The sequence below is a fragment of the Luteitalea sp. genome (genome assembly GCF_044337415.1).
In the GTDB taxonomy this organism is placed as follows: domain Bacteria; phylum Acidobacteriota; class Vicinamibacteria; order Vicinamibacterales; family Vicinamibacteraceae; genus Luteitalea.
This window is the reverse complement of record NZ_JBIINP010000240.1, coordinates 1-5,664: the sequence shown is the minus strand read 5'-3', so window position 1 is coordinate 5,664 and position 5,664 is coordinate 1. Positions and strand designations below refer to the sequence as shown.

At 70.6% G+C, this 5,664-nt stretch carries 10 protein-coding genes; 6 read left to right on the top strand and 4 right to left on the bottom strand.

Features of this window, described 5'->3' with window-relative positions:
* Nucleotides 1-148 precede the first annotated feature (148 nt).
* Nucleotides 149-379: a hypothetical protein gene (locus ACIRDX_RS19980; RefSeq protein ID WP_396627197.1), complete on the top strand. Its 231-nt coding sequence runs from the start codon at nucleotides 149-151 to the stop codon at nucleotides 377-379.
* 127 nt (nucleotides 380-506) lie between these two features.
* Here the strand turns inward: ACIRDX_RS19980 and ACIRDX_RS19975 are convergent, their stop codons facing one another.
* The gene (locus tag ACIRDX_RS19975; protein WP_396627196.1) at nucleotides 507-785 is read right to left on the bottom strand and encodes a hypothetical protein; all 279 of its coding nucleotides are present in this window, start codon (nucleotides 783-785) and stop codon (nucleotides 507-509) included.
* A 155-nt stretch (nucleotides 786-940) separates the two neighbouring features.
* Between ACIRDX_RS19975 and ACIRDX_RS19970 the strand changes: the two genes are divergently transcribed.
* The gene (locus ACIRDX_RS19970; RefSeq protein ID WP_396627195.1) at nucleotides 941-1,183 is read left to right on the top strand and encodes a hypothetical protein; all 243 of its coding nucleotides are present in this window, start codon (nucleotides 941-943) and stop codon (nucleotides 1,181-1,183) included.
* A gap of 45 nt (nucleotides 1,184-1,228) precedes the next feature.
* Here ACIRDX_RS19970 and ACIRDX_RS19965 read toward each other — a convergent pair whose 3' ends face one another.
* From ACIRDX_RS19965 to ACIRDX_RS19955, 3 genes are all read right to left on the bottom strand, one after another.
* Nucleotides 1,229-1,459 (bottom strand): hypothetical protein, encoded by a 231-nt coding sequence (locus ACIRDX_RS19965; RefSeq protein ID WP_396627194.1) that lies wholly within the window; start codon nucleotides 1,457-1,459, stop codon nucleotides 1,229-1,231.
* Nucleotides 1,456-1,770, bottom strand: a complete 315-nt coding sequence (locus ACIRDX_RS19960; RefSeq protein ID WP_396627193.1) for a hypothetical protein — start codon at nucleotides 1,768-1,770, stop codon at nucleotides 1,456-1,458. Before ACIRDX_RS19960 ends, ACIRDX_RS19965 begins: the two co-directional genes overlap by 4 nt.
* A gap of 268 nt (nucleotides 1,771-2,038) precedes the next feature.
* Entirely contained in the window at nucleotides 2,039-3,073 is a 1,035-nt protein-coding gene (locus tag ACIRDX_RS19955; RefSeq protein ID WP_396627192.1) for a hypothetical protein, read from the bottom strand.
* Nucleotides 3,074-3,260: 187 nt separating this feature from the next.
* Between ACIRDX_RS19955 and ACIRDX_RS19950 the strand changes: the two genes are divergently transcribed.
* The 4 genes from ACIRDX_RS19950 to ftcD all read left to right on the top strand — a co-directional run.
* Nucleotides 3,261-3,527 carry a hypothetical protein gene (locus ACIRDX_RS19950; RefSeq protein WP_396627191.1) on the top strand — a complete coding sequence of 89 codons (267 nt, stop codon included), beginning with the start codon at nucleotides 3,261-3,263 and terminating at the stop codon, nucleotides 3,525-3,527.
* Between the two features lie 110 nt (nucleotides 3,528-3,637).
* Nucleotides 3,638-4,420 (top strand): YdiY family protein, encoded by a 783-nt coding sequence (locus tag ACIRDX_RS19945; RefSeq protein ID WP_396627190.1) that lies wholly within the window; start codon nucleotides 3,638-3,640, stop codon nucleotides 4,418-4,420.
* A gap of 14 nt (nucleotides 4,421-4,434) precedes the next feature.
* Complete coding sequence (gene mscL, locus ACIRDX_RS19940) at nucleotides 4,435-4,866, top strand: large conductance mechanosensitive channel protein MscL (protein ID WP_396627189.1); 432 nt, start codon at nucleotides 4,435-4,437, stop codon at nucleotides 4,864-4,866.
* Nucleotides 4,859-5,664: glutamate formimidoyltransferase (gene ftcD / locus ACIRDX_RS19935; protein ID WP_396627188.1), on the top strand; the 806-nt coding region annotated here is incomplete at its 3' end. The genes mscL and ftcD, both read left to right, overlap by 8 nt.

The following is a 5,664-nucleotide window of genomic DNA, read 5'->3' as shown; positions in this document are numbered from 1 at the left end:
GGCGTGCGCCTCAGGCGCACGGCTCCGGCCTGCCGGCCTCGCCGTCGCGCTCGAACCCCACTCCCGGCACCATCCGCTCGAAACTCTTCGCTTCGGACCAGGGGCTGTACCTGCGGTCGCCTCATCCGGGTACGCTGAGGGCGCACGCATGCTGGAACTGCTGACTCGCCCCGGCTGTGCCCTCACGGTGCCGATGCGCGCCCGGCTCGACGCGGCCCTCGCGAGCCTCGGGATGCCCGTGTCGTATGCGGTGATCGACCTGACCACGCTCCCGCGCGACGATGTGCGGCGTGGGTATGGGTCGCCGACCGTGCTGCTGGAGGGGGCGGACCTGTTCGGCTTGCTGGAGCCGCATGCCCAGCGGCGGTCACCGACCTGACGGCTCTATCCGGGCGGAGTTCCGTCCTCGACCGACATCGCTGCGCGACTGCAGGAGGGGATGCCCGAGCGGTGAGCCGCGCGACGTCGTGACGCCGGCAGGGAGGCGCGTCAGCGCGTGTCGCTGGCTAGCGCCGCCAACTCGTGGCGTGGTCGTCGGCCTCGTCCTCGCCGCCGCTCGGGTCGATGTCCTCGTGGATCGCTTCGGTGTCGGCGCCGATGGCCGCCACCTCGGCCGCGATGGCGTCGATCTTCCGCGCCGTCAGGAGTTCGAGGCCCACCAGCGCCCACAGTCCCGCGGCGATCAGCCCGAGCAGCACCTTCGTGAGCGTGTCCGTGCCAGCCTTCTGCGTCTCGACGTCCGCCATGTCGGCGTACAGCGTAGCCCACGGCGCGCGGACCGCCACGGTCGCGCGGGCGATGCCTCCAGGCGGCGGTCCGCGGCGGGGCTCGGCCTGCCATCGTAGAGTCACACTCTTTTTGCACCTTTAACACGAGGCCTGCGGCATCCTCGGAGAGCCAGTTGCCTGCGGCCGCGCGTCCCCCTCGCGCCTCGCAGACCATGACCCTCGATCCTCGTCTGCTCGTGTCCTGGTGCCGGGATGTCCTGATCGCCTACGCAGGCGGGCTGGTGCTCGGCGCTCCCGTCGCGCTGGTGGCCGTCTGGCTGACCGGGCGCAACGATGCCGCCACCGTGAGCCTGCTGGCCGCGATGGCGGCGCTGTTGGTGGCGTTGCGTCGCCGCCGCCCGGCCGAAGCGGCACCGGCGTTCGCGGTGTCGCCGGGGCAGCGGCGTGTCGCGTGAGGCGCGGCGCGTCACGGCGCGCGGGATGCCGTGGTGCCGGGCGAGCTAGCGGACCAGTCGCAGCGGGGTGGCCGCGTGCGTCGGCACGGTGACGAGCGCCGGGTGCGCGTCGCGGCAGGCGCGCGCGACGCGCGACACCTCCCGCCGATCCTCCGGGGCCAGTGCCGAGAAGCAGGTCAGCAACTGCCGCGCCTGCGGGTCGGCCTGCAGCAGCACGAGCAGGCGTTCGTCCTCGTCGGTGATGAACGAGGGCACGCGCGGGGGCCTGGTCATCATGAGTCTGACCCTCCTTCCACGTACATCGTCGAGACAACGGTGGCGACGGCGACCGCCGTGGCCCCGATGAAGGCAATCGCCTCGCGTTCCTCCCGCAGGGTGTCGAAGTGACCCGGCAGCAGGATCGCCGCCGCCAGCCACACCAGCCCGCCCATCAGGAAGGCGCCGCCCGCCACGCGGATGCCGCGATACCACTGCTGCTCCGAACAGTCGAGGTGCTCCGCTCCCGGACCGAAGGGGCCGTCGGGCGAGACCTTGCCGGCGACCATCGGGACCGCGGCAAGGATGAGCACGATGGGACCGATGAGCATGGGGCGCGGCCGGAAGGGCGACGGCCCTTCACGGCATCCAAGTCATCGGCCCACGGCGGGGCGGCATGAGGGGGCATTGTTCATTGCACATGCCTCGTGCCTCATTGCACATGCCTCATGCCTCATGCCTCATGCCGAAGGGCAAAGGGCAAAGGGCAAAGGGCAAAGGGCAAAGGGCGAAGGGCGAAGGGCGAAGGGCGAAGGGCGCCCGGCACGACCGCTCCGGGCTCACTGCCGACTGCCGACTACCGACTGCCGACCCCGTTCGTCAGTGCTCCGTCGATGCGTCGGGCATGCGCTCGATTGGCGACAGGCGACGGGACGGCATGGCTCCCGGGTCGCACCGCCCGGCCGGCCGGAGGACGAGCAGTTCGGGGTCGTCGCCGTCCGGTGCGAGGAACATCCCGAAGTTGGCCATGGACGGGCGATACAACTCGAGGAGCCACGCGGGCCCGCGTGGCGTGTGGACGATGGCGTGTGGTGCCGCCCGCAGCACGCTGTCGAGCAGGCACGAGGTCACCGTGCGATCGACGAGCGTCAGGTCGAGTTGACCGTCCGCCCCCTTGCGCACCCAGCCGGCCATGTAGGTCACCTCGTCGCACCACCGCAGGTCCACCGGGTACGTCCGCGGATACCGCCGCTCCAACTCGGCGAAGTAGATGCGATCGCCGTTGCGTCCGGGGCCTTCGTGGATCGACAGCGCCTTGACCGGCATGCGGTCCCTGACATCGCCGCTCACCGGCGAGGCGTATCGTCCGAAGAAGTCGCCGGCGAGGAGCAACCGCTCCTGCTGGTTGAACGGCCGCTGCAGCGCATCGAGCAGCGCCGCCGCTTCGGGACTGCCGAGGGCGATCTCCCGCGGCAGTTCGATCGAGGCGTCGCCACCGGCCACCGCCACGGCGTGCTTGGGGGTCCGGAAGCCGTCGGGCAGGCGCATCAGTCCCCGCGCGGCCTCGCGGCTGTGCAGCACGACCTGCTGCTGGCAGTACCAGGGCACCCACGTGATGCGGTCGAGGCGAATCGGGCGCGGGGTCTCGTTGGGGGCCAGCAGCGTCCATGTCGTGGGCGCCGACGGCAGGCCCCACCAGGCCAGGGGGCAGTCCTCGACCCGGACCGGGACCTCGGCTTCCTTGGCGGGGCCAGGCCAGGGCGTGCGCCAGCGGCCGCGGTCGTGCGTCGCCACGGGGAGCACCACGCCATCGTCGCGGACCACGGCGACGGTGAAGGCCGACTGGGCCAGGGCTGCCTCGCAGGGCGCGAGCAGGGTGAGGATGAGGAGGGCTGGGGCGAGGCGCCTGGGCATGGTTGGGACCCGGCAGGGCGGCGGCAGGCATCGTAGCACCGGCGGATCCACCAAAGTCCAGTGTCCGCGTGTGTGGCGCCATTGCTAGAGTTGGCCGAGCGCGTCCGTCGGGCGTTGCGTACAATGGGGTGCTGGCTCGGCCGCGCGTTGCGACCCGGGCCCCACTTTCCAGCGAGGACGTCCCGACATGAATGCGCAAATCGGCATGGACATCAACGAGCGAGCCCGCCGGGCCCTGACCCGCGTGCCTGCCTCGATCAAGGTCACCGACGAGATGGTCGCCGACGTGGCCGATGCGCTGCGCGGGGCCATCCGGGCGGCCTACCAGAACGCCTCCAACATCGCGACGAGCCGCACCTACGAGGGGCTCGGTCTCGAGGAGTCGAAGGCGCGGCGCACCGAGGCCGGTGCCCTGGCCAAGCAGTACGACAAGCTGGCCGACGAGAGCCGCTAGTCCCCGCGCGCGGGCCCTCGGGCCCGGGGACACGCGTCGATCCGGCCGGTGGTTTTCCGCGAGGCACGACCTCGCGAAAGGACGGAACGAGCGTGTCGAACGAGTTGTGCGTGGGAGTGCGCCTGATGGCGCTCGGTGTGGCGATGGTGGTGGGCCTGGCGGCGGCCCCGGCCCTGGCGCAGGAACCGGCCCCGGCCGCGCCCCCGTGTCCGTGCGTCGAACCCCCGCCTCCGCCCCCGCCGGTGTGGACCGGGTCGTTCGGTGCCGGCCTGGCGCTCACGCAGGGCAACAAGGACACGACCAACCTCAACCTGTCCTTCGACATCAAGCGCGACCCGAAGACCAAGACGATCTTCAAGGCCGACGGCCTGTACATCCTGGCCACCGAGGACGGCAACGAGAACGTCGACCGCGGCCTGGTGAATGCGCGCGTGGAGCGGATGATCTCCGACCGCGGCTACGTGTTCGGCCAGGTCTCCTACGTGCGCGACCGCTTCAAGGACATCGACTACCTCATCGCGCCGACCGCCGGTTTCGGTTATCGCGTCATCAAGAGCGACCGCACGTCGCTCGACGTCGACGGCTCGGTCGGTATGGTGTTCGAGAAGAACACCGGCTTCGATCTCGAGACCGACGGCGCCGTCACCTTCGGCGAGAAGTTCTCGCACCAGATCTCCAAGAGCGCGGCGTTCACCCAGGGCTTCACCGCGTTGTGGAAGATGAACGACTTCAACGACGCGCTCTACACGTTCAGCGCCGGCCTGGCCGCCTCGGTCACCACGCGCATCCAGCTGAAGCTCGAGTTCCAGGACATCTACAAGACGCGTCCGACGGGCCTGCTCGTCGACAAGAACGACATCGCGTTCATCACGGCCTTCGTGTACAAGTTCTGAGGAGACGCACCACGATGATCAAGGAATTCAAGGAATTCATCGCACGCGGCAACGTCGTCGATCTCGCGGTCGGCGTCATCATCGGTGGCGCGTTCGGGGCCATCACCAAGTCGGTCGTCGACGACATCGTGATGCCGATCCTCGGCCTGATCGTCGGCAAGGTCGACTTCGGGAACCTGTTCGTCACGCTGAGCCCGGGCAAGCTCGCCGGCCCGGCCTCCACGCTCGCCGAAGCCAGGGCGGCCGGGGCGGTGACGCTCAACTACGGGCAGTTCATCAACATCGTCCTGAATTTCTTCCTGATCGCCTTCGCGGTGTTCCTGCTGGTGAAGTTCGTCAACCGCGTGCGCGCCCAGCTCATCGGCGCCGCGCCCGACCCGCTGCCGTCCGACGAGGTGCTGGTCCTGCGCGAGATCCGCGACGAGCTGAAGAAGGGCCGTGCCTGACGACCCGATCGTCGAGTGCGTGCCGAACGTCTCCGAGGGCCGCGATCCTGCCGTGATCGCGGCCCTTGCCGCATCGGTACGCGCGGTGGCCGGAGTCCGGTTGCTGCATGTCGATCCCGGGCACGATGCGCATCGCACCGTGTTCACCTTCGCCGGGGCGCCCGAAGCCGTTGCCGATGCCGCCATCGCGCTCGGGCATGCCGTGGCCGCCCACGTGGACATGCGTGGGCAGCAGGGCGCCCACCCGCGCCTCGGCGCCCTCGACGTGTGTCCCTTCGTGCCGGTGCGCAGCGTGACGATGGCGCGGTGCGTGGGTCTGGCACGACGCGTCGGCTCCACGCTCGCCCACGACCTCGGGCTGCCTGTGTTCCTCTACGAGGCGGCGGCATTCGATGCCGCCAGGCGTGCGCTGCCGCTGCTGCGACGCGGCGAGTACGAGGGCCTCTCGGTGAAGCTCGCCGATCCGGACTTCGTGCCCGACTTCGGGCCCGCGCGCCCGCACCCGACCCTCGGCGCCGCGATCGTCGGCGCCCGCCCGTTCCTCATCGCGTGGAACCTCTCGCTCGACACCGCGGACGTCGCTGTCGCGCGCGGCATCGCCGAGGAGGTGCGCGCATCCGGGGCAGTGGTCACGCGGCCCGACGGGACGCGCGAGCGACGCCCGGGCCTGCTGCCTGCCGTCCGCGCCGTGGGCTGGGGCATGCCGAGCTATGGGCACGCGCAGGTCTCGCTCAACGTCCTGGACTTCCGCGTCACGCCACTGCACGTGGCGCACCGGGTCGTCGCCGAGCGCGCGGC

Bases quoted from the DNA above. Each gene is read 5' to 3' on its own strand.
- ACIRDX_RS19980 (WP_396627197.1), top strand. From the start codon at position 149: ATGCTGGAACTGCTGACTCGCCCCGGCTGTGCCCTCACGGTGCCGATG.
- ACIRDX_RS19970 (WP_396627195.1), top strand. From the start codon at position 941: ATGACCCTCGATCCTCGTCTGCTCGTGTCCTGGTGCCGGGATGTCCTG.
- ACIRDX_RS19965 (WP_396627194.1), bottom strand. From the start codon at position 1,459: ATGATGACCAGGCCCCCGCGCGTGCCCTCGTTCATCACCGACGAGGAC.
- ACIRDX_RS19960 (WP_396627193.1), bottom strand. From the start codon at position 1,770: ATGCTCATCGGTCCCATCGTGCTCATCCTTGCCGCGGTCCCGATGGTC.
- ACIRDX_RS19955 (WP_396627192.1), bottom strand. From the start codon at position 3,073: ATGCCCAGGCGCCTCGCCCCAGCCCTCCTCATCCTCACCCTGCTCGCG.
- ACIRDX_RS19950 (WP_396627191.1), top strand. From the start codon at position 3,261: ATGAATGCGCAAATCGGCATGGACATCAACGAGCGAGCCCGCCGGGCC.
- mscL (WP_396627189.1), top strand. From the start codon at position 4,435: ATGATCAAGGAATTCAAGGAATTCATCGCACGCGGCAACGTCGTCGAT.